This window comes from Shouchella rhizosphaerae (assembly GCF_900142675.1).
GTDB lineage: Bacteria > Bacillota > Bacilli > Bacillales > Bacillaceae_D > Shouchella > Shouchella rhizosphaerae.
Genome location: NZ_FRBS01000002.1, coordinates 442,065 through 464,063, shown reverse-complemented (window position 1 = coordinate 464,063; position 21,999 = coordinate 442,065). Strand labels below are relative to the sequence as shown.

Here is a 21,999-nt window from a genome sequence, read left to right as displayed (position 1 = left end):
TTCTAATCGGTATTTAACTTCTTTAATGCTTTAAACGTTATAGAAAGATTTGAAATTAAGATCGTACACTCTACTAGAATTACTAAAAAAGCCATGCCAAATTCATCGCCGAAAAAAGTAAACGGGTATGATAAACTTAGAAAAATTAGACCACCAATCATATATACCTTATTCAATACCTTTTGTTTATTCATCGAGTATAAAATTCTTGATAAAATTGTGTTTAAAATACCCAAAAAAATTATATACGAAAACAAGCCTACTAATTTGCCAATAGTGTGATTCAATTCACCTACAACTAATAGAACAATATAGTCTAATAAACTATTTAAGATAATCACAATTAAAAGACTGCTAATTAAAAAGCTCGTTAATATTATTTTAATTATTCTATTGTAATGCTTTTTGTCCTTTTCATATATGTTACAAATAAAAGGATATAGAGCTTGCGTAAAGGGTTGAGACAAACCAAAGAAGGCACTTTGTATTCTCTGACCAATTCCATAATTACCAGCTGATAAATTACCGGAAATCATGCCAACTAAAAGTAGAGGACCGTTATTATAAAAATTTATCCAAAGAGTAGTTAAAAATACATAAAAGCCTTCTTTTAACTCCTGTTGAATTCTTATTGGGCTGAATGACAATTTAATTTCATATTTCAATTTGAACTTTATAAAATACAGTGCCAAAAAACCTGGTACTACATAATACAAAGTTTGTAAAAAAACAGCTAAATAAAGATCCTCAATAGAATTAACTAAACTAAAAACAAATACAGTAACTAAAAAACGCGCAATTATATTAACATATGTTATTACACCCATTTTTTCAAGGCCTTGGAATAACCAAATTGGAAAAAGTGTATTTCCCAATAAGATTAGATAACTTATCCCTATACAAATACGCATTGTTTTATCGAAAGGGAGAATAGTTAACAAAAAAAATATAATACCCCCTGCGATTAACGTAAAAACTATTTTTATTGAAAGGACATCAATAAATTTTTGATTTACTTTGTTATGATCTTGTTTATTTATTGAAATATATTTAGTAGCAGTTATGTTAAACCCGTAATCAATTATAACATTTATAAATATCATAATAGATGTACATAGCATCAATATACCGTAATTCCCCACACCTAAGACTCTTACCAAATATGGAAAAGTCAGTAACGGAAATATATAATTACTACCTTGCAAAACTATTAAAGAGAATATATTCTTAAAAAGCCTTTTATTTACCATTTTTCCTCCGTAATAAAACTGGGAGACTTATTTTTACTATCTTGCGTAAAAAGATAACACTTTTTATAGAGCCATTAAAATAAGACTTTAATAAGATTTTTATAGTATATATCTTGCCATATTTTTGTTGATAAAATTCAAGTAAATATTTTGCAATAAAAGCATATTTTGCACGTTCCGTAAAAAGGCTTAAATTTGCTTCAAACCAGTTTAGGGATGCTTTGTAGTCTCTATTATTACTTTTTCTATCTTCTCTAGGATCAACGTGCCAAACTGTTAATTTCTCATTCAAATGGATAAACCTAGCGCCCATTTCCCTAAGTCGTAAGCAAAAATCCCAATCTTGATGTTTACTCAATTCTTCATTAAACATTATTCTTTTTGCTAAACTTGTTGGTAACAAGTATGTGCTAGTTTGAACAATATTGTTTTGCACTAAGATGTATTCCATTATGTCTGTCGAGTTGTTATAGGTTATCTGATCTTTAGCCAATAATTTTTTACCATTATTTAACATTAAGTCTGTAAAACAAATAAAATTTTCATTGTCTAACTCACAAATTTTTTTTATTTGTAGTTCCAGTTTTTCTGGCAACCATTCATCGTCAGAATCTAAAAAGGCTATATATTTTCCTGTACTATTTTTTATTCCTATATTTCTAGGTAACTTCCCCTTTGAATTTTTATCAAGTTTAATGTATTTAAATCGTTTGTCCGTAATTGATTCTAATAAACTTTTTGTGTCATCTGTCGACGCATCATCCACTACAATCAATTCAATATTGTCATATGTTTGATTAAGTACACTATTAACTGCTCGTTTCAATACGTTTGCTCGGTTGTATGTAGGTATTACAACACTAACTTTAGGTCTCGACATAATTTAATTCAAGTTCTCCCTGTATTAATTTTTATAGCCAAAAAAGCGTAATTTAACAGCCCCATGAAAAAGAACAACTTCATATTACTGTAGGTTAGATCGCCGGAAACATTTGCATTTATAAAGTAAAAGATAAACAAAGCGCCCAAGACCCTAAATGTTAAATTATGGTCTTCCGTGTATTTTTTTAGTCTCACTCTCTTAATAAAGGAAATAAATACAATAGATATTGAAAGCAAGATAAGTAGGAAACCCACTAAGCCCAGTTCAGTTAAAGCCTCAATAAAGATATTATGAGGATATCTCCTATAGTCATATCCATGTGTCAAAACTCCAAATGCGCCAATACCTTTTCCTAATAGTGGATTCTCAAAAAAATAATCTACTGCCCTGGAAATTAAATTCATTCGAGACAATTCGCCGTACTGTGATTCAGCATCCAATATAGAGAACCTACTAATAATGTACTCTAAATCAAAGAAATTCAATACTACAAACCTAATAAAAACGATCCCTGAAGTAATTACTAATATACTCTTAAAATAGGTTTTTAATAAGTACTTAAGAGTTACACTTTTATTTGAATAAAATACATCTATTGCAATAATTGAAATCAATAATGCAATCAACGGGCCTTTTGAACCAGATGCCAAAAGAATAATTAATAATATAGTCATTAAAACATACTTCAGTACAGCCCATTTCTTAGAAAGAATGAAGTATGTCATAATAGCCACTTCCCCAACTAACCTAGCAAGCCATATAGGATTAATTTCTCCAATTTCCAGTCTTGAATATTGGCTAATATCATAAGCCCCATTATAAAAAATCACAAATATCAATAATAATATGTCTAGTACAAAGTAAACGTAAAGGAACTTTCTAATATCGTCCATTGTATATGTCGTTACTAAAGGATATGTTATTAAAATGAAAGCCACAACGCAGCCAATTGTTTTTGTATACCCATACAAGGTTGCAGGGGTTATATATAAATAACTAATGACTACATAGGAAGCAAACAAAAGCATAGTAAGACATAGGATATTAAATCTGATTTTATGGAAATTAATAATTGTACTCACGATTAAAAGTATAATTATTAAACCTAAGGCCATACCTTTTAGGTTATATAAAAAACCAATAGAGTTATATATATATTCAGCATTAACCAGGACATTTAATATAAAAGCATTTAAAATTATAATAACTGATGATTGATTTGAACTCTGGTTCATTTTTACTCCTGCCTAAGTTATTAAGATACTCTTAACATCATTGCAAATTCCTTATATAATTTCTCAGCATCACAACTTTGAATCCACATATTTAAAGCAGACTGTCTCATTTTTTCTTCTACGTTGTCTTCTAGTTGATAAAACTTAATTAGAGTATTAGCCACATCACTTTTATTACAATATTGATTTAGTAAAAATCCATTTACCTTGTCTCTAACAAGCTCTTTTGTTCCACCTACATCCGTGGCAATTACTGGAATACCCAAAGACATTGCCTCCATTATGGAAACTGGTACTCCTTCAGAAGAAGACAAATTTACAAACACACTAACATCATTTTGCTTATACCACTTTATTACTTCTTTATTCTTAAGGGAACCTAAGAATTTATAATTTTTTCTGTTCAATTGTTTCTCTGCTTTTGATTTGATTTTATTAAACTCTGTTCCACTACCAATGTGAACCCATTCATAGTTTATTTTATTTATATCTAATTCTTCCAAAGCATCCACTAACATATCAACTCTTTTTACCTTTCGTAACGCTGAACAAGTAACAATTCGAAAACACTGCTTAGGTTTTTTCACTTTAATATTTTGTTTTGTGGTTCCTAACCTTTTAACTTCAATCTTATCTTTATAAATAGGGTAATTATTTGTTAAGAATTCAGCGCCATTTTGAGAACAAGGAAAAACCTGATCTAAATTTTTCAAAAGATAATTTCTATGTGGTAAAAATTTTAATGGGGCTTCATTTTCATATAGATCATAACGATGAGCTCTTGAAACTGTATATATATCTTTATCCTTAAAGTACTTATTCTTTAAACTTACTGCTACTCTAGCTGTAACATAAAACCAATAACTATAAATTGTAACTTTCTTCCCTGAAAAATTTATTTTATTTAGCTCTTTTGTTATCTTACTATAAACATAATTACTTCTTGCTTCAAAGTAAGTGGAATATAATTTATTGATTATACTTAGATGCTTCTCCTCTTTTAAAATTTGTTTAAACTCTTTGTTAATATACATTTTTGTTTTAGAAAGTAGTTGAATTTTCTTCCCTCTCGATAAATCTATATCAATATTTACCACCTGCACATTTGAAGGCAAAGGTCTATTTATTTTCATCTTATTTGATGCCATAGTGGGGAAAATAATTATCTTTTCAAACTCTGAAGACAGATAATCAATTTCTGTTTCTAAATACTCTTCCCCTTTGAAAAAAGGATAATAATTGGTTAGTAGTATTAAAGTGTTATTCAAAACTCACACCTTACCTTTGTTTAATTTCTATGTATGTTTTTTCTACCAAGGACTGACCTAATTGTTAAAATTACTATTTTCGCATCTAAAATAAAAGATATGTTCTCAACATAATATTTATCGTTAGCAATTCTTTGGTCCATTGTTGAAGAATTCCGATGAAGTGCTTGGTTATATCCAGTTATCCCCGGTAAAACTTCGAATTTTTTAAAAAAGTCGTCAGGATAATTACTCTTATCTCCTAAAGGACTAGGTCTTGGGCCAATAAAACTCATCTGTCCGATCAGTACATTTATTATTTGAGGTATTTCATCTAAACTTGTCACCCTTAGCCATTTCCCAACTTTAGTAACTCTTGGGTCGTCTTGTGAGTTATAGGTTGTTCCATCACCATTTCTAATGTCTGGGGCGTTAACTTTCATGGTTCTAAACTTATACATATGAAATTGCTTCATATTCTTCCCTATCCTTATACCAGTGTAAAAAACAGGTCCCCCATCTTCAAATTTAATAAGAAGAAACACTGGTATAAAAACAATGATTAAAATAGGAAGTAAAATTAAAGCAATAAGTATATCTAACAATCTTTTAATAATAAATTGGTACATTATCCAAACCTTTCATTAATCCCTTTATTTCTTCTAACGCTTTATCAAAGCTATAATCAGGAGTAAATTTCAATTTCAATTCTGCTTTTTTATTATCCATGTACGAAGAGTTAATAGTTTCGCTCGCGGCATTGTCTTTTATTATTAGGTTACCTTCATTGTGGAAACACTCATTGATTTTTTTCGCGACTTCATAATTAGTTAACGCCTCTCCACTGCCTATATTAAAATTCCCGCAAAGTGTACTCTCTCTAAGTGCTAATTCTATAGCTTTAGCGGCATCTTTAACATATAGGAACTCTCTTTTTGCCTTACTCGGTGTATTTAACGTTAACGTAAGCTGATTAAAAGCTTGTCTAATAAACAAGTTGATCATATAATTATTAATCTCATTAAAGCCGAATAAATGAGCTAACCTTAAATTCTTTACGTTAAGATTATAATTTCTTGAGTAATAGTTTCCTAAATATTCACCACTTAATTTACTAATACCATAAATTGAAACAGGGTCTGGTAACAATTCCTCATTCCACGGTAAGCATGTAATATCTGAGTACACTGATATAGTTGAAGCGTATACTATATTGTTTATTTCATTATAAACACATGCTTCATATATATTCTGTGTAACAGTTTCATTCTCCTTGTAGTTAGCAATTAGCTTATCGTTACTCCTCTTTGCTGCTAAATGAACTACTGCATCAAAACCTTTTAATGCTTCTTTTAACGAGTTTGTCGTGTAATCTGTTATTATATAGTTATTATTTTCGCTGGAGCTTCTAGTTAAAACAGCAGTCTGATAACCCATTTCTAACAGCTTCAAATAGACAATTTTCCCCAGAAATCCTGTGCCTCCAGTAATTGCAACTCGCAATATCTATCCCTCCAGACCAAAACCTTCATTGACCAGAATTTAAATTATTCTGGCCAAGTAAACTTAATGAATAAAATACCCGATCTTTTCAAATACACCATTTATGGGTCTAACCACAGAATTTTCTGGGTAGTATTTATAACTATCCAAAATGGAAGATGTATTTTTAGCGAAATTATCATAATTAACTTTAGTATTAGGAATTTGACATGCAAACTCAAGAGTTAATTTAGATTTTTTTGTATAAGTAATTTTGCTAAGTTCGGTAGTATCATTGGTGCAAAAATGGTTAAAAGTTAACTTTATCAAGTTTATTTCCGAATAATATTTTAATAACTTCCACATGTGACAACCATCTAGTCTAGGAGTAATTTCGATAATATAAGGTAAATCATTATCCATCTTCATCTGAAGATAAAAAGGTCCATTTAAAATCCCTAGTTTTTCACAAGCCTTACTTGCAATTTCAAAAATATTCTTTTGAAGTTTATTTGACACCTTTTGGGATGGAACTACATGTTTTTTAATTAAACCCGTATACTCCGGCCAGGTTTCTCTGTCAGAAGAAATTAAGAATTTGACTTCACCATTAACAATGTACCCATTAACTGATATTTCTGGCCCGGAGATATATTGTTCGATAATGACCCGGCCCGACCTAGAATACTTTCTTGCCTCCAGGTAGTTCTTTTTAAAATCTTCGTAGGTCTTTATTAAGAATACTCCTCTTTGTCCCTGAGAATCTGTTGGCTTTAGTATAAAAGGGTACTCTAAAATAATCTCTTTATCATCAATCTCTGATTCAATAACTTGAAATTTAACATTGCCGTAAAAATCACTTCCCAGCGTACTTCTCATTAAATCTTTATTATTACATATTAATGCTGTTTGTTTCGTAACGAAGTAAGGCAAGTTCAACTTTTCGCTTATGGAGCTCGCTATTGGTATAGCTATATCAGATCCGACTGAATATACTAGATCTATGCTATTATTTTTAACATAATTTATTATTGCTTCTTCATCTAAAATATTTATCTTGGTAAAATAGTCAGCTGCATCAGCTCCAGGACCATCTTTAGCCATTGCACAAGCATGTACTTCATGCCCTTGATTTTTAAGTTCTACAATAGCATCTCTTTGTACTGCAGCTACACCTAAAATTAACACTTTTTTATTCAAGTTTATCACCTGGCATCTCGTTTATTTACTATTTCCAAAAAACTATTGGCAGTATAATCAACATCACAATCCTTAAGGGATGTATATAACGGCAACGAAATTTCATTTTTATACATTTCGTATGCATTTGGAAAATCTTCAATTTTAAATCCAAGTCTTATATATGCTGTCAGCATCGGGAGTGGTTTATAATGTACATTAGTGGCTATGCCCTTCTCCGCCATTTCAGCAATTATCTCATTTCTATCTTTTTCCTCTAATCCTTTTACTCTACACAAGAAAAGATGTCCACTCGAGTTAGAAAACTTGTTAAAATGATTCAGAGGTTCTATCTTCGAATTACTTAATAGTTTTTTGTAACTATTAATAATCCGCTTTCTCTTCTCTAAAGTGATATCATATCTATCTAACTGCCGTAAACCAATCGATGCTGCAATATCAGTCATATTGCATTTATAAGCAGTTGATACAATATCATATTCCCAAGCCCCATGTTTTGTTTTGGCCAGCGCATCTTTACTTTGACCATGGAGAGACAAGTTCATATACTGTTGATATAGCAATTTGTCGTCTATTCCCTTTAATGCTTTCCAAGTAACCGCGCCTCCTTCACCTGTGGTTAAGTTCTTAACAGCATGAAAGGAAAAACAGGTAAAGTCTGCAATACTGCCACTAATTTTTGAATTACGAGTTGCACCAAAAGAATGGGCTGCATCAGCAATCAAAATTACCCGATTAAAAGCTTCTTGAAATAAATTTTCTGCTTTAAAAAGATGTCTTTTTGCTTCTACTATTTGTAAAAGACGCTCGTAGTCACATATCACACCCGCAATATCAACTGCGATAATAGCTTTTGTACGTTCAGTAATAGCCCTCTCAACTGCATCGTAGTCTAAATGGTATGAACCTTTTTTCGTATCTACTAAAACTATTTTTGCTCCAACATGATCAATTACACTCGCAGAAGCGGTGTATGTATAGGCTGAAGTTATTACTTCGTCCCCTTCACCGATTCCTAAAAGTCTTAAAGTCATTTCCATACAAGCAGTAGCAGAATTTAATGCCGCGGCCTTATTTGTCATACAATAATTCGCTATCCGCTCTTCAAATTTTTTGGTTTTTGGGCCAGTTGTAATCCAACCAGACTTTAAAGTATCTATAACCTCTCTTATATCCTCGTCTGTTATATCAGGAGGAGAGAAAGGAATTTGTCGCTTTAATTTAGTCATTTTTCTCCTTCTTTCACGTTAATTCACAGTATCTAGAGCTTTTAAATTATCAACACTGTAATTAGCGATTCCTAATACTTCGCCTTTTAACGTTTTACGATCAATTTTATAAAAGTCATTAATCAAATTATAAACCACATCAATGTTGATTGGAGGAGTTTTCCCACAATAAATTTTAGGATAAATTTGCTCTTGATGAAGTTCATTTTCATCAAGCAATTCCTCAAACATTTTTTCTCCAGGGCGAATCCCCGTAAATTTAATCCCAATGTCCTCTTCACTATAACCAGACAATCGTATTAAGTTTTTCGCTAGGTCAACAATCTTAACTGGTTCTCCCATATCCAAAACAAACACTTCCCCACCCCCAGCTAGTGAACCTGCTTGGAGTACTAATCGGGAAGCTTCAGGAATGGTCATAAAATAACGTTCCATTTCAGGATGAGTAACAGTTACAGGTCCCCCATTTTTTATTTGTTCCTTAAATAAAGGGATGACGCTGCCGCGGCTTCCAAGAACGTTCCCAAACCTTACTGCTACAAAACGTGTTTCACTTACCATATCCATGTGCTGAATGACCATTTCTGCAATCCTTTTTGTTGCTCCCATTACGCTTGTTGGGTTGACAGCTTTATCGCTAGAAATCATCACAAAAGTATTAACTCCAGCCATATCTGCGGCTTCTGCCACATTTTTAGTTCCTATGATATTATTTTTCACTGCTTCCTCTGGGTTTCGTTCCATCAGGGGAACATGCTTATGAGCAGCAGCATGAAAAATAACATATGGACGCCGTTTCTGCATAATAGCATACATTTTATCTCTATCCTGAATATCGGCAATCTCTGTATCAATGCTTAAATCGGGAACTGTCCTTCGCAATTCCATTTCAATAGTATAAATACTGTTTTCACCATGGCCTAATAAAATTAATTGTTTAGGGGAGAAACGGGCAACCTGCCTACAAATCTCCGAACCAATAGATCCACCTGCGCCAGTAACAAGAATCGTTTCTCCTGAAATATATTTAGCAATGCCATCAACATCAAGTTCCACTGGCTCTCTGCCTAGTAGATCTTCTACCTCGACATCCTTAAATTGACTTACTTGGAGGGACCCTAACACTAAGTCTTCCATACGGGGGAGGGTTTGCGTTTTTATTTTTGTATCAGTGCATAACTTAACAATTCGATTTAAATCCTCTCTGTTCAGTGAGGGTATGGCGATAATAATATGTTCAACTTTATAAGTCTCTACATATTTATTAATATCTTTTGTCCCACCGAACACAGGCAACTCCAAAATTTCTAAACCATGTTTCGTGAAATTATCATCAATAAAACCAATCGGTTTTAATGTGGTATCTTGATCTTGTTTCAATTGCCGTGCAACCATTGTTCCAGCCGAACCAGCTCCAACAATTAATGTACGTTTACCGTCTTTTTTATTTACCGTGTATGTATCTTTATAAACACGCCAAGACATACGTGAGCCACCAATTAAGATCACATGCATCATCCACGTCATAATTAGAGTACGGACAAAAAATTCTTGAAAAAATAGGAGTTGTACTAAACCGCTACTAATTATTGAAATTGTAACAGCATATAAAATAGCTTTTAATTCTGATACACTCGCGTATTCCCAAGCTCGTTTGTATAGCTTAAATTTGTAGGCGCATATATGGTGAACTACTAGTAGCACAATTGAACTAACAACAAGAATTTCTGTTAACGACGGATACCCTGCATTTAATATAAAATTGCATACATAAATTGAAAAGAGAACGATTGCAGAATCGATTAATATTAGGGCTAATAACCTTTGCTTCATCTTCATTAACAACTATCTCTCCTCAATCACAAATTATTTAACATAGTAAAGTTCAACATACTCCCGCATCTTCTCCAACAACGCATCTCTCAATTCCTCCCGCTCCAACGCAAATTCCAATTGCGTGAGGACGAAGCCGAGTTTTTCGCCAACGTCGAAACGTTTGCCTTCAAAGTCGTAGGCGTAGACGCTTTGTTGTTCGTTCAATGTTTGGATTGCATCGGTTAGCTGGATTTCGCCACCAGCGCCTGTTTCTTGTTTTTCTAGGAACGTAAAAATCTCTGGTGTGAGGATATAGCGGCCCATGATGGCTAAGTTGGATGGTGCTGTGCCTTGTTTTGGCTTTTCAACAAAGCTGGATACTCGATACAGGCGGCCGTTTTGTGATTCTGGGTCGATGATGCCGTAGCGGTGCGTTTCGTTTTCCGGTACGGGTTGGACGCCGATGACAGAGCGTTCGGTTTGGTCGTATTGATTCATGAGTTGTTTGAGGCCTGGCGTTTCTGCCTGAACGATATCGTCGCCGAGGAGGACAGCAAATGGTTCATTGCCAATAAACTTACGAGCGCACCAGACGGCGTGTCCAAGTCCTTTTGGTTCTTTTTGCCGGATGTAGTGGAGTTCAACTTTTGATGAAGCTTGGACTTTTTCAAGCATGTCGAGTTTGCCTTTGTTGAACAAATTTTGTTCGAGTTCAAATGAATGGTCAAAATGGTCTTCTATCGCTCGTTTTCCTTTGCCTGTCACAATAATGATGTCTTCGATGCCAGCTTCAATCGCTTCTTCAATGATGTATTGGATGGTCGGTTTATCGACAATTGGCAACATTTCTTTCGGCATTGCTTTCGTCGCTGGCAGGAAGCGCGTTCCAAGGCCAGCTGCTGGAATAATCGCTTTTTTTACTTTTGACATAATTGAATCCCTCCGTGTTGACAAAATAAAAAAGATAGAAAAAGGCTCACGCGCCAAGGATGTAAGCGTTTTTCTATCTTTTCAATTCGCTCTAGTATTTTGGGCTTAGCCCTTGAGGCATCGAACCTCCCCTCACACCATGCTGGCGGCGACATGCGCCTAAGGAATAATACTTCCCTTAGCATGGCCGAGTACCTTCCTTGATAACGGTAAAGAAGGCGTAACCGAACCCATTCTACTTATATCGGCTAAAAAATGTCGATTATTGACTAATATACACTAACTTTAAAGGATTTTGTGGTTTTTTTAGAATCATGACATAAAACGATTCTTTTGGTCTATTTAAAAAGACAAATATGACATGAAGGCTAAATACATATTAAAATAATGCCAGAATGCATCAAGCAAAACTATTTTACCACTTCCAAAGACCTTCCATCTACCTTTATTACAAAGATTTTATTTTTTATTTCTTCTATTTTCAAGCTGGAAAAAGCTACTTTTAGCCATTTAAACGCATTAATTTCTTGCTCTCTTTTCCCTGTTGAGAATAAATTTAAATGAGACTAAGGTCTGATCAAAAAAATCCTCAAAAGCCTGTAAACAATTCTCCAGACAATCCGATAAAAAAATTAGAAGCACAGCGCTTCTACAAATCCTCAAGGATGAGGTAACAAAAAACAAAAGGAAGTGTGACGACTATGATCATCAATAACAACCTGTCTGCGATGAACGCTCATCGCCAACTCGGCATCAACCAAGGTGCTGCTTCAAAAGCACAAGAAAAGCTTTCTTCTGGTCTACGCATCAACCGTGCAGGGGATGACGCAGCTGGTCTTTCGATTTCAGAAAAAATGCGTGCGCAAATCCGTGGTTTGGATCAAGCGAGCCGTAACGCACAAGACGGGATCTCTCTTATCCAAACAGCTGAAGGTGCCCTTGACGAAACGCACAGCATCCTTCAACGTATGCGTGAGCTTGTTGTACAAGCAGGAAACACAGGCACAAACCAAGACGAAGACCTTCAAGCGATCCAAGATGAAATCAACTCGCTTAAAGAAGAAATCGGTGGCATGACTGATGGAAGCAAAGGGATTTCTGACCGTACTGCATTCAACGGCAAAGATTTGTTGAAAGGCGCAACAGATGATGCTGGCGCTTCTGCCCCTGCTTCTTTCACTTTCCAAATTGGTGCGAACCAAGGACAAACGATTACAATCGAAATCGGCGACATGAGCGCTACTGCACTTGGTACTGAAGGCGATGACGGATTAAAAATTTCCGATATCGATGTGACAAAGTTTGCTGATCCAGATGCGACAGATGAGGAAGGCTTTGACACACAACTAGCTGCTGTTGAAAATGCGATCAAACAAGTATCAAAACAACGCTCTAGCCTTGGTGCTGCGCAAAACCGTCTTGAGCACACGATCTCTAACTTGGACAACTCTTCTGAGAACCTTCAAGCTGCTGAGTCTCGTATCCGTGACGTTGACATGGCGAAAGAAATCATGGAATACACAAAGAGCAACATTCTTTCCCAAGCTTCTCAATCAATGCTTGCTCAAGCAAACCAAGCGCCACAACAAGTGCTTCAACTTCTTGGGTAATACAAAAAACAGATGGCTATCCGGCCATCTGTTTTTTATTAAACGAGATAACGAAATTTTCTCTTAACACGATAAGTCGTTTTATCTTTCCACGAATCGTTTCCATAGAAAACAAAAGCAGCAGTAATAGTGCCGACCAAAGGATTCTTTAAAATTCCTATTATGTATAATCACTTTATTTCTTATTTTCTTCCTTTCCAGCCCATGTATAGAATATTCCCCAAGCAGTCATGAATACGGGTAAAAAGTACGCCATTTTCCATCCGCTATCAACCCAAATTTGTACGGGTAATGTAATGGCAATAGCGATTAACAAACAAACAGTTAATTTTCCCCAATGATTTTTAACCTTTATTTCTTTACTTTCCAAATAATCGCCTCCTTTTATAGTCTGTTTCCCTTTCTATCTATCGGCTAAAACAAACCAAGTGCTTCACCTTCTTGGGTAATACAAAAAAACAGATGGCTATCCGGCCATCTGTTATAGCAGTGTTGTTTTTTAGTATACTGCGTATTTTCTTAACAGGCATTTTCATTTTGTATTGAAAAAAGCTACTTAACTAGCACCATCCGTTTTATCATCTGGTTGGAATACATTTCCATCACTTGTTTGCGTCAGGCTTTGAAATCCAGTAAATGCAAATACTATCACTAAAGTTAAAAGAAGTTTTTTCACTCCTGATCGACCCCCATTGATTTATGCTTTTGCTTCAATCTACTGGTATCTTCAGGTATTTGCTAATTTAGGCTTCCACTTGCTCTAAAAAATCAACTAACACCATCCGCTTTGTCATGTGGTTGGAATACATTCCCATCACTTGTCTGCGCTAGACCTTGGGTTCCTGTAAATGCTAGTACCACCACTAAAGTTAAAAGAAGTTTTTTCACTCCTGATCGACCCCCATTGATTTTTGGTTTTCTTGGTTGTAAACGGTCAATCTACAGGCATCTTCAGGCTTTTGCTATTTAGGCTTTCTCTTGCTAAAAAAATTAACTTGCAATGTCTGTTTTATCATGTGGTTGAATTGGGTTCCCATTTGACTGTGCAAGACCTTGAAATCCAGTAAAGGCAAGTACCAACACTAAAGTCAAGAGAAGTTTTTTCATGCTTGATCAACTCCCAGTGCATTTTGATTTAGCTTTGCTTCGTAAGCGACTTTCATATACTTCAATGCTTCTTGTGATTTTCCTGCTTTTTCAAGGTAAGCAGACGTCTCTTCAGCCACTTCAGCAATTTCAAACTCTAAAGAGTGTTCTCTTAGAAGATCGATGCCCTTATTGACTAATGCCAAGTTTCCATTTTCAATATAAAGCCCTTTTGTGACTAGAGACCGAGCCGAATATTCTGTATTTCTGTAATAAAGAATGCCTACTTCCGCTTTTTTAAAAAACTCCCGCGCTTCCAAATCCCTCTGTAAACGAAATAAGACGTTGGCCAAATTGTATTGGCTTTTCATGCTTACTGGTGATTGGCGGTGTTCCTTAATCGCTAAGGCGGACTTGAAATAATGTTCTGCCTCTTCCCACTCCCTTTTCCGTATTGCATTTAGTCCGAGGGTACGAAGAATGAGCGCTTTCGTTTCAAGGTGCATTTCTGCTTGCTGTAAAGCATTTTTTAAGATTTCATCCGCTTTTTCATACTTTCCGACTTCGGAGTTAGTTGCAGCAATTATGATTTGGCAGTTCAAACCCTTATCCACATACCCAAGACTGTCAAAGATCGTTTTAGCTTGCTCAACATATGAGGTCGCAAAAGGGTATTGGTTTAGTCGGTAACAAACGGCTCCTGCGTAATAATAAAATTCAGCCTCTTCTGCATCGTCATCGACATACTCTAATAAACGCTCTGCTTTCCTAAACAGTTTGATCGCGGATTTGTAACGTTCATTGATGTATTCATTTTGCCCACTGATGAAATAATAGAGGTACTTGAGTAAATGGTCGACTGTATTCTCTAGGATAGGTTCAATTTTCGAAAACCGTTCTTCTTCTTCCATTCCTGCGTTTTGTCTGAGCAGCATTTCATGGCGAAATTCGACTAATGAATAGTACGCTAAAATCTTGTCATTTGGCTCCATGTTTTTTACGAGGGCGCTGGCTTGTTCTTTAAGGAGAATCGCTTGGTCGATTGACCGCGAAATAATGCAACTATACCAGTCAACGATTTTCGCCCCCGCTTTTTCCGCCTGCACTACCGTAGACATCCGATCACCCCAAACCAAGTATGTTGCTTTCTATTATAAATGGAATTTTCTCGAATTGTAAGGAATTTGGATATTTCCCAACATCATTCAATTAGCTGTTTTTGTCGCACTTTGTAGAATAATAGTGAATTAAGCTTCTCTCGCCTTTACATAGAACGATATTAACTTGAACGTGTTCTCCCCTCTCCGTAAATGTCAACTTGATTCTATCGAACACGTCCTCTTTTTCACACTTATTGCCTTTTCCCCCTAATGCCAAAGTCGGTAATCGTCAAATCAACATGGAAGCGGACTGTCGCCTCTGAAAAGACTTCATCCCAGTTGTCTTTATTCTTTTTCCAAAATGGGTATTGCTGTACGCGTACATATTTAACAAGCTTAAAGGGAGCGGCCTCGTATTTTGTTTGCATGTCATTGACGATTTGGTCCACTTGTGTTTCTACCGTTTTTTCAAATAGCCCTTCCAGTTTCTTTAAATACGTTGGATCGTACGTATTTTCTTTCGGATCCCAGTTTTCCGCCAGGCGTCCATCTGATTTTACATAAATGTCCATCGTAAGTTTGTCGTTTTCAAGCGTTGTTTTAACAGACTCTATCCGAGAGCTTAATACTTCATATACCACTCGGTAGCCATCCACTTTAGCCTGCACGACGCCCGCTTTCACCTCGCCTGTAAGCCAGTTTAAGCTAGTTATTTGGTCAGGGGAGAGGGAATCGGCTAGATGGACGCCTTTCTTTAAAATTTGGCCTCCGTCTAGCTCCAAGTTTCCGTCTTTCACTGTCACTTTTGGCAAAATCATCGTGTAGCCACGATTAATGTTGTCAGACAACGTCCCAAGTGTGACCGGCGGTAGTACTTTTGTAGAGCGGTCGGTGTTTTGCGCAAGCGCGTCCAACATTTTCGATGTAGGTGCTACTCTTGCTTCTACTGGATACTTAAACAGTGTTTGCAACGGCACCTCAGTGACAAATATCCGAATGCCCCTCCTTGCCCGTTCGTCGCGGATTTTTTGGTTAATCAGCTCTTCGGCCCGCCACTTTCTTAACGCATCCTCATGAAACACGAGCACGAGTTGATGGTCGCTTAATATTCCTTGGTCAATTAACTCCAATTCCCGCGTTGCGTCTAAGACCGTTTCTCCTTTTGTATAAAGGTTTCGAAAAGAAAGCTCGGCAACACCTTTGGCGTCAGCAACAGGCAGATACAATTGCGTCAGCATGCCGACCTTTTCCTTTTCCTCTGCATCAATCCCAAGCCCAATGCCCATGACGAGTGAGTAGTCTTCAATATTCGTGTGGTCCCAGCAACCTGTAAGGAGCAGCACACTGCCAAGTAGCGCGATGATCTTATATTTCATGCCTTCACCTTCTTTTTGATGGCAACCGTGAGGTAACAAAGGAATGGCAATACCGCAAAAATAGTCAAAAAAGCATACTGTTCCCACTTGCCTACCATTGAAATTTGGTAGTACGTCTGTGGCAGTATGCCAATCGCAAAAACAAGCACAGTGCATACAAACAACAAATAGCCACGACGGATCGGCAGTCGTTTATCAAGCAAATGGACTGCCGCAAACAAGGCAAGCACAATGGTCGTAAAAAATTGCAGTGTCCATGTACTAATCAGCAAAGAATTTAAGCGACCAGAAAAGAACGCTCCACTTTCTGCAGCTTGTGTCAAGGCAATCGTTGGCCACACGAGCGTTTTTACTTCTGCCACACCTAGAGAGGAAACCACAATTCCATAAATTAACATGTAGACCACTGTTATCGTTGAAAACGCAAGTACACCGCTTTTCTTAGGCTTTGTGCCTGTTCGGAGAAAAGCGAGGAGAAGCAACATAACTTCAGCACCTTGAAAAGCTTGGAGCGCCTCTGTTACATTGGCGAAAATCGGACCAAACCCTTCTGGAGCGACAGGGCGTAGTCGATACACATCCACTTCCTCTGCACTAAGCCCGAGAATAAGCAAGAGCACAATAAGGGAAATCGGCAGAAAAAAACAGCAGATGCGTGCAATCGTTGCAAACGGGTAAAACACGGCATACGCGCTTAAAATGACAATCATTCCAATGACGACATAATAGGGCGTTTCTTCTAGCAAAAAATAGCGGATCATTTCGCTCATGGCCACGACTTGCCAACTGGACTGGACGAGAAAGTAAACGGCAATCACGATGCAAAGAAAATTGCTTACCCACTTGCCGAACGCTCTCTCCATAAAAACGTCAATCGAGTCAACCTGATGAGACTTGAAGGCAAAGACATTAAACAAAAAAATGAGGCTTACGGCTATGCCAGCAATCAGGACCGAGATCCAGCCATCAGCCGTATTTAAGTTAACGGTCATCGTCCGCGGCAAGTTTAACACACCCACACCGAGGAGCGTCGTCATCAATACTGCCGCAAACTGGACATTAGTCAGTGTCCGCTGCATATAAACGTTCGTCTTGGCCAAGTGCAATTCACCCCTTCTTATCCTTCAGTACAGTCGGCAAACGGAGGATGGCATCGTAAATGCCATGTTTTTTGAATGAAAATTTAAGCGAAAAATAATGGACGCCATAGTTATGCAAGCTTGCTAAATGAATGGTAAGGGCAATAAAAAAGCAAACGACGCCAAACAGGCCGAACATTGAGGCAAAGAGGATGGCGACAAAGCTAAGAAGCCGAAAAGACAAGCTCAAGTTATACATTGGCACGGCAAAAGACGAAATCGCTGTCAGCGCTATGATGATGACCATGATTGAGCTGACAATATGGGCCTCAACGACAGCTTGGCCAACAACAACGCCGCCAACTAGGCCGATTGTCTGCCCAAGGGGAGAAGGGAGGCGAATACTCGCCTCACGCAATAATTCTATAAAAAGCGTCATCACGACGACTTCGCCAGCCGCTGGAAAGGGCACGTTCATTCGTGTATTCATGATCGTGAGCGACAGTTCGTCCGGTATGAGCCCTTGATGGAAAGACACAAGCGCGATGTAAACAGGTGCAACAAACAACGTAATGAATAAAGCTATGTAACGGAGTATGCGAATGAGAGAGCTAATCATCCAGCGCTCATAATAATCGTCCGCCGCTTGCAGTTGCTGTTCAAACGTGGTGGGCACCATAAACGCAAACGGCGAGCCGTCGACAAAGATGGCGACACGTCCTTCTTCTAGGCCGCCTAAAATCAGGTCAACCCGCTCTGTTGTCTGGATTTGCGGAAATGGCGAGTACAAAGGCGAGTTGTTCAAAAAACTTTCAACTTTACCAGAATCCTCAATGTTGGCGTGTTGAATGCCCTTCAGGCGCTCGGCTACCTCTTCGACAACAGCAGGCTCTGTTTTTTCTTTATGGTGAATGTAGCGGATCGTCTTTTGTTTGTTTTTATAATGGACAACATGTTCAGCGACAATGAGGTTTTCGTCATCGCCATACTGGCGTACTAAGGCAATGTTTGCGTTAACATCCTCAATAAACGACACTTTCGGGCCGCGGATAACCGGCTCAATTGTCGGCTGCTCCACGTTGCGGTTCATTCCCTTTTTTAACTGCAACACATACGCAAACGGGACGCCCTCCACCAGCAAGACGACCCGATCCAAATACAGCGATTTGACCGCTTTTTTGACATCCAGTTCTACAGACTCCGCATAGCTAATCGATGGTTTCGCCCACTCCTCCTCGCTGCCCCTCTTTTTAAAATAAGCGGCTGGCAACCCATTTAAGTAGCGAAGGCAGCTCTCCATTCTTTGCATGTCCGCTTCTCCGAAATAAAAAAACGTCAACTGCTTATCCAATGAAGTCGCGTACGCATATTTAATCGTCAAGTCGGCTTGATCGCCTATTTCCTCGACCAATTTTTTCTTATTTTGTTCATAATCGGCACCAAACACATCCATAAAAGGCTCCTCCGGCTATTCATACCGTTAGTGTGCCAAGTGGGATAGGTTGTTATGCAGGGCAATCGGTGGCTGGCTTGGATTCGCATGAATGCTGATTGCGGCCAAGACGTACATTAGCGAAGCCTCCTACCACTAAATTTGTTCATGCCAAAAAAACATAAAAAGGGCGTGTTTAAACATGTACAGAAAACATTCGGGAGTCCCCCATTCCGTAAAAGGTGTAATCCACTTTTAAAGATCGGGTGTCGTTTATTTTCCTGTTCGGACTGCACAATTGGTTTGGCGAAGCTCCGATCGTAACAACCGAAAACAAAATATGTGGGAGGTACGGCCAGACTCTTATTATTCATATGAGAAACCCTGTCAGATCGAATGTTTGATCGTATTCTTTATCGAACATTTAAATGTGGATCCCTTGACGCTACTCTTCATTGCTTCCCTTTGAAGAATTTCGCCACTCACGCGAAAGGAGCTGCGGCGCAGCTCCTTCGTTGTTGCAAGATTACTTTTAGTAAAGTGTTTTTACCGCGTCGGGCGAAAATGGCGTCAGTTCGTTGATACGGCCATCACGGATTTTGCTTGCCCATGCAGGGTCAGCTAATAATGCCCGACCGATCGCTACGAGATCAAATTCCCCCTGTTCCAGTTTCTCGATCAACCCGTTAATGTTCGAGACACCTGCTCCCTTTCCTTCGGCGAAGAGTTTCGTAAATTCACTGTCCAACCCAACTGATCCGACGGTGATTGTTGGTTTTCCTGTCAGCTTTTTAGTCCAACCAGCAAGATTCAAATCAGACCCTTCAAATTCAGGTTCCCAGAAGCGGCGAGTGGAGCAGTGGAAGACATCGACTCCTGCGTCGGTTAACGGTGCCAGAAATTGCTCCAATTCAGCCGCTGTTGTTGCCAATTTAGCCGTATAGTCACTGGACTTCCATTGCGAGAAGCGCAGCACAATAGGAAAGTCCGGTCCGACGGCGCGGCGGCAAGCTTCGATGACCTCCACCGCAAAGCGGGTGCGTTCCACCATATCACCGCCATAACGATCTGTGCGCGGGTTCGTTTGATCCCAAAAAAACTGGTCAATCAAATATTGGTGCGCACCGTGCAGTTCAATCCCGTCAAAGCCGATCCGCTTCGCTTCCGCTGCAGCTTGCGCAAAAGCATCCACTATGGCGGCGACATCGTTTTCCGTATAGTCGCCGACATGGCCGCGAGCACCCATATGCCAAATCTGTGGGATGATCCGGCCACCGGCTTTGTGCACCTCAGCCACTACGTTGGCCCAGCCGTTTAATGCCTTGTCGCCATAGATGTGCGGGACATTTTCCTGATTCGACGAATCTGGATGCTCAATGACCGTACCCTCGGTCACAATTAGTCCGACTCCGTTTTCCGCTCTGCGGCGGTAATAGGCGGCCACATCAGGCCCTGGAACGCCTCCAGGTGAAAATTGGCGAGTCATCGGCGCCATCACAATCCGATTGGACAGATTCATATTTTTAATTGAAAACGGTTGGAACAAAGCTTGAACGGACGTTGAATTCGTCATAACTACCTCCGGGTTTCATTTTGTATGTGAACAGTCTAGAAAATCAATCATTTGATGCCCTCTATGTTTTTAAGTATCACCCCCTCGCACGTTTTTCCATACGGTCTATACGCCTTCTTGACCACACAGTCAAGAATTTTCCTAAAAAAGACATGCACGCATTCAACGTATCATACATGCATGTTGTTATATATCACTCACAAGCTTCCATCATTCTCTGCCATCATAAGCGCAAGCGCTGTACGCAATACCACTGCGATCTGTTCTCGGGGAGCACCTGATTTTTCCATAATCTTCGCGCCGCTAAGAGCGTTGTTCAGGTGAAGGGCAAGCGCTTTGCTTGTAAGGCGAGACGTAATCAATTGCTGTTCCTGACCGCTGCGAATGACCGTCTCTAGCACACGGCCGACCTGATTAAACATCAATGCGACCTCGCGATTGACTTCCTCGTCATCGGTTCCAAATTCAAGGGCTGAATTGACGATGAGGCAGCCTCGACTCATCGTTTCATCGTTTTGACAGAGCGTAGCCTCGCAAATGGCCTCCAATTTTTTCACAGGAGACCCCTCCTGAGAGGCCAATGCCTCCAGCATCGCTATGCTCTGTTCCCTGTATAGCACTAATGCACGTAAAAACAACTCGCGCTTATTTTTAAAGACACAATACAAACTTTGTTTCTTCACTTGCGTCGTGCTAGTCAAGTCATCATAGGAAGTCGCTTTAAACCCTTTCGTCCAAAATACTTCCATGGACTGGCGCAGCGCACGATCAACATCAAATTCTCTTGGTCTGCTCATGGAGGTATCATATCCATTCTTGACCGCGGAGTCAATTAGTTTGCTTTCCCCACTGTTAACATTTATCGTTTCCTGGTTCGGCTAGGTCATCAAAAAAGAGCTTTTCACAAAAAAGCGCAAGAAAATCGATATGCTCGTCCCTCTTCGGAAGATCCAATGCTAGATTTAAATGGATTTTTTATCCTCCCTTTGCGAAATGGCTTCATCAATTTCCTTTACGTGGGGCGCTTTTTCCATCAGCTCGGCGCGGAATGAGGCTTCGTTGTCTGGAGAAATTCGGACTAACTCTCTGCCGTCGTTGACTTTGATGGCGACGCCTGTTAAAGCCATGGCGGCTTTAACGCCAGGAGTGTAAAAGCCTTTTATTGGATGAATGCTTTCCATTGTTTCATATGGAAAGAAATAAGAGTAAAAACCGGCTTTCACATACAAGCCTTCTTCTTGCAGTTCATAATACATATTCGTGATTGATGCGGTTACTAAGACAAGGCCGAATACCAACATTGGGCCAAATACATAAATCATTAAGAATGTTGCTGAATCGTCTGTGTACATAAAAAAGAGTACGGCAATCCCGATTAGCCAAACCGCGGCAATAATGGCTTTCATGGCCCAATCTCGTTTTGAGTAGTAGCGCATAGGTTGAACTCCTTTTCCCATTTTTCTATCAACAAC

The 21,999-nt window shown here is 38.4% G+C and carries 19 protein-coding genes; 1 reads left to right on the top strand and 18 read right to left on the bottom strand.

Annotated elements, in window-relative coordinates; translation table 11 throughout:
• Window positions 1–2 precede the first annotated feature (2 nt).
• From BUC05_RS08295 to galU, 10 genes are all read right to left on the bottom strand, one after another.
• Window positions 3–1,250 (bottom strand): oligosaccharide flippase family protein, encoded by a 1,248-nt coding sequence (locus BUC05_RS08295; RefSeq protein WP_073304554.1) that lies wholly within the window; start codon window positions 1,248–1,250, stop codon window positions 3–5.
• Window positions 1,240–2,130, bottom strand: coding sequence for a glycosyltransferase family 2 protein (locus BUC05_RS08290; protein WP_073304553.1), 891 nt, complete (start codon window positions 2,128–2,130; stop codon window positions 1,240–1,242). The genes BUC05_RS08295 and BUC05_RS08290 overlap by 11 nt, the downstream gene beginning before the upstream one ends.
• An 8-nt stretch (window positions 2,131–2,138) precedes the next feature.
• Window positions 2,139–3,368, bottom strand: a complete 1,230-nt coding sequence (locus BUC05_RS08285) for an O-antigen ligase family protein (protein ID WP_073304551.1) — start codon at window positions 3,366–3,368, stop codon at window positions 2,139–2,141.
• Window positions 3,369–3,388: 20 nt separating this feature from the next.
• Window positions 3,389–4,636 carry a glycosyltransferase gene (locus BUC05_RS08280; RefSeq protein ID WP_073304549.1) on the bottom strand — a complete coding sequence of 416 codons (1,248 nt, stop codon included), beginning with the start codon at window positions 4,634–4,636 and terminating at the stop codon, window positions 3,389–3,391.
• A 20-nt stretch (window positions 4,637–4,656) separates the two neighbouring features.
• Window positions 4,657–5,244, bottom strand: a complete 588-nt coding sequence (locus BUC05_RS08275; RefSeq protein WP_073304547.1) for a sugar transferase — start codon at window positions 5,242–5,244, stop codon at window positions 4,657–4,659.
• Window positions 5,225–6,118 carry an NAD-dependent epimerase/dehydratase family protein gene (locus BUC05_RS08270; protein ID WP_073304545.1) on the bottom strand — a complete coding sequence of 298 codons (894 nt, stop codon included), beginning with the start codon at window positions 6,116–6,118 and terminating at the stop codon, window positions 5,225–5,227. Before BUC05_RS08270 ends, BUC05_RS08275 begins: the two co-directional genes overlap by 20 nt.
• Before the next feature lie 63 nt (window positions 6,119–6,181).
• Window positions 6,182–7,297, bottom strand: a complete 1,116-nt coding sequence (locus tag BUC05_RS08265) for an ATP-grasp domain-containing protein (protein WP_073304543.1) — start codon at window positions 7,295–7,297, stop codon at window positions 6,182–6,184.
• A 5-nt stretch (window positions 7,298–7,302) separates the two neighbouring features.
• Window positions 7,303–8,526 carry a DegT/DnrJ/EryC1/StrS family aminotransferase gene (locus tag BUC05_RS08260; RefSeq protein ID WP_073304541.1) on the bottom strand — a complete coding sequence of 408 codons (1,224 nt, stop codon included), beginning with the start codon at window positions 8,524–8,526 and terminating at the stop codon, window positions 7,303–7,305.
• 18 nt (window positions 8,527–8,544) lie between these two features.
• Window positions 8,545–10,365 carry a polysaccharide biosynthesis protein gene (locus BUC05_RS08255; RefSeq protein ID WP_073304539.1) on the bottom strand — a complete coding sequence of 607 codons (1,821 nt, stop codon included), beginning with the start codon at window positions 10,363–10,365 and terminating at the stop codon, window positions 8,545–8,547.
• A 27-nt stretch (window positions 10,366–10,392) separates the two neighbouring features.
• Window positions 10,393–11,271 (bottom strand): UTP--glucose-1-phosphate uridylyltransferase GalU, encoded by an 879-nt coding sequence (gene galU, locus BUC05_RS08250; protein ID WP_063609600.1) that lies wholly within the window; start codon window positions 11,269–11,271, stop codon window positions 10,393–10,395.
• Window positions 11,272–11,972: 701 nt separating this feature from the next.
• Between galU and hag the strand changes: the two genes are divergently transcribed.
• Window positions 11,973–12,881: a flagellin Hag gene (hag, locus tag BUC05_RS08245; RefSeq protein WP_011248537.1), complete on the top strand. Its 909-nt coding sequence runs from the start codon at window positions 11,973–11,975 to the stop codon at window positions 12,879–12,881.
• Between the two features lie 175 nt (window positions 12,882–13,056).
• On the opposite strand, the gene BUC05_RS08240 is transcribed toward hag, so the two are convergent.
• The 8 genes from BUC05_RS08240 to BUC05_RS08205 all read right to left on the bottom strand — a co-directional run bounded on the left by BUC05_RS08240 (window position 13,057) and on the right by BUC05_RS08205 (window position 21,963).
• Window positions 13,057–13,251, bottom strand: a complete 195-nt coding sequence (locus BUC05_RS08240) for a hypothetical protein (protein ID WP_041824168.1) — start codon at window positions 13,249–13,251, stop codon at window positions 13,057–13,059.
• Between the two features lie 733 nt (window positions 13,252–13,984).
• Window positions 13,985–15,085: a response regulator aspartate phosphatase gene (locus BUC05_RS08235; RefSeq protein ID WP_011248538.1), complete on the bottom strand. Its 1,101-nt coding sequence runs from the start codon at window positions 15,083–15,085 to the stop codon at window positions 13,985–13,987.
• A 233-nt stretch (window positions 15,086–15,318) separates the two neighbouring features.
• Complete coding sequence (locus BUC05_RS08230; RefSeq protein ID WP_011248539.1) at window positions 15,319–16,443, bottom strand: Ger(x)C family spore germination protein; 1,125 nt, start codon at window positions 16,441–16,443, stop codon at window positions 15,319–15,321.
• Complete coding sequence (locus BUC05_RS08225; protein WP_011248540.1) at window positions 16,440–17,543, bottom strand: GerAB/ArcD/ProY family transporter; 1,104 nt, start codon at window positions 17,541–17,543, stop codon at window positions 16,440–16,442. Before BUC05_RS08225 ends, BUC05_RS08230 begins: the two co-directional genes overlap by 4 nt.
• 7 nt (window positions 17,544–17,550) lie before the next feature.
• On the bottom strand, window positions 17,551–18,975 hold the full coding sequence (locus tag BUC05_RS08220; RefSeq protein WP_011248541.1) for a spore germination protein: 1,425 nt from the start codon (window positions 18,973–18,975) through the stop codon (window positions 17,551–17,553).
• A 511-nt stretch (window positions 18,976–19,486) separates the two neighbouring features.
• Window positions 19,487–20,527 carry an NADH:flavin oxidoreductase gene (locus BUC05_RS08215; RefSeq protein ID WP_035206220.1) on the bottom strand — a complete coding sequence of 347 codons (1,041 nt, stop codon included), beginning with the start codon at window positions 20,525–20,527 and terminating at the stop codon, window positions 19,487–19,489.
• Window positions 20,528–20,724: 197 nt separating this feature from the next.
• Window positions 20,725–21,324 carry a TetR/AcrR family transcriptional regulator gene (locus BUC05_RS08210; protein WP_035206219.1) on the bottom strand — a complete coding sequence of 200 codons (600 nt, stop codon included), beginning with the start codon at window positions 21,322–21,324 and terminating at the stop codon, window positions 20,725–20,727.
• Window positions 21,325–21,489: 165 nt separating this feature from the next.
• Window positions 21,490–21,963: a PH domain-containing protein gene (locus BUC05_RS08205; RefSeq protein ID WP_011248544.1), complete on the bottom strand. Its 474-nt coding sequence runs from the start codon at window positions 21,961–21,963 to the stop codon at window positions 21,490–21,492.
• Window positions 21,964–21,999 lie beyond the last annotated feature (36 nt).

What these genes read in the sequence shown, in the direction of transcription:
- BUC05_RS08285 (WP_073304551.1), bottom strand. Translation starts at nt 3,368, where the DNA reads ATGAACCAGAGTTCAAATCAATCATCAGTTATTATAATTTTAAATGCT.
- BUC05_RS08230 (WP_011248539.1), bottom strand. Translation starts at nt 16,443, where the DNA reads ATGAAATATAAGATCATCGCGCTACTTGGCAGTGTGCTGCTCCTTACA.
- BUC05_RS08215 (WP_035206220.1), bottom strand. Translation starts at nt 20,527, where the DNA reads ATGACGAATTCAACGTCCGTTCAAGCTTTGTTCCAACCGTTTTCAATT.
- BUC05_RS08220 (WP_011248541.1), bottom strand. Translation starts at nt 18,975, where the DNA reads ATGGATGTGTTTGGTGCCGATTATGAACAAAATAAGAAAAAATTGGTC.
- galU (WP_063609600.1), bottom strand. Translation starts at nt 11,271, where the DNA reads ATGTCAAAAGTAAAAAAAGCGATTATTCCAGCAGCTGGCCTTGGAACG.
- BUC05_RS08275 (WP_073304547.1), bottom strand. Translation starts at nt 5,244, where the DNA reads ATGTACCAATTTATTATTAAAAGATTGTTAGATATACTTATTGCTTTA.
- BUC05_RS08255 (WP_073304539.1), bottom strand. Translation starts at nt 10,365, where the DNA reads ATGAAGATGAAGCAAAGGTTATTAGCCCTAATATTAATCGATTCTGCA.
- BUC05_RS08290 (WP_073304553.1), bottom strand. Translation starts at nt 2,130, where the DNA reads ATGTCGAGACCTAAAGTTAGTGTTGTAATACCTACATACAACCGAGCA.
- BUC05_RS08235 (WP_011248538.1), bottom strand. Translation starts at nt 15,085, where the DNA reads ATGTCTACGGTAGTGCAGGCGGAAAAAGCGGGGGCGAAAATCGTTGAC.
- BUC05_RS08260 (WP_073304541.1), bottom strand. Translation starts at nt 8,526, where the DNA reads ATGACTAAATTAAAGCGACAAATTCCTTTCTCTCCTCCTGATATAACA.
- BUC05_RS08295 (WP_073304554.1), bottom strand. Translation starts at nt 1,250, where the DNA reads ATGGTAAATAAAAGGCTTTTTAAGAATATATTCTCTTTAATAGTTTTG.
- BUC05_RS08210 (WP_035206219.1), bottom strand. Translation starts at nt 21,324, where the DNA reads ATGAGCAGACCAAGAGAATTTGATGTTGATCGTGCGCTGCGCCAGTCC.
- hag (WP_011248537.1), top strand. Translation starts at nt 11,973, where the DNA reads ATGATCATCAATAACAACCTGTCTGCGATGAACGCTCATCGCCAACTC.
- BUC05_RS08205 (WP_011248544.1), bottom strand. Translation starts at nt 21,963, where the DNA reads ATGCGCTACTACTCAAAACGAGATTGGGCCATGAAAGCCATTATTGCC.